This is a genomic window from Streptomyces sp. NPDC001709 (genome assembly GCF_053596375.1).
In genome coordinates, this window is the sequence record NZ_JBSFGB010000021.1 from 177,404 (window position 1) to 177,906 (window position 503).

Here is a 503-nt window from a genome sequence, read left to right on the forward strand (position 1 = left end):
CCGATCGCCCTCACGGCGATCGTCCCGACGGCCGTAACCGCCACGGTCGTCACGACGGAAGCCACCACGATCGTCACGCCGGTCATCGCGACGGTCGTCACGGCGGTCATCACGCCGGTCATCGCGACGGAAGCCACCGCGGTCGCCACGGTCACCGCGGTCGGCGCGGTGGTCCTCGCGACGGCCGTAACCGCCACGGTCGTTGTCGCGGCGGTAGCCGCCACGGTCACCCCGGTAGCCGCCGCGGTCACCGCGGTCACCACTGTCCCGTCGCCGCTGGTCGCGCTCCGGTCGGTCGTCGGGCGAGTTGGTGGACATGGTGACTCCTGTCTTCGGTACTACAAGCATTGTAAAAACGAAAGGACCCCTGGTCCCAGCTGAACGCTGGGACCAGGGGTCCTTCCAAAGATTGTTCGGCGGCGTCCTACTCTCCCACAGGGTCCCCCCTGCAGTACCATCGGCGCTGTGAGGCTTAGCTTCCGGGTTCGGAATGTAACCGGGCG

Annotated in this window: 1 rRNA gene and 1 pseudogene; one reads left to right on the forward strand and one right to left on the reverse strand. The window is 67.6% G+C overall.

Going from position 1 to position 503, the window contains the following annotated elements:
- A pseudogene (locus tag ACWC0C_RS28730) lies at positions 1 to 381 on the forward strand (hypothetical protein); the annotation flags it as partial.
- 30 nt (positions 382 to 411) lie between these two features.
- Here ACWC0C_RS28730 and rrf read toward each other — a convergent pair.
- Positions 412 to 503: ribosomal RNA gene (rrf, locus tag ACWC0C_RS28735) — 5S ribosomal RNA — on the reverse strand; the annotation flags it as partial.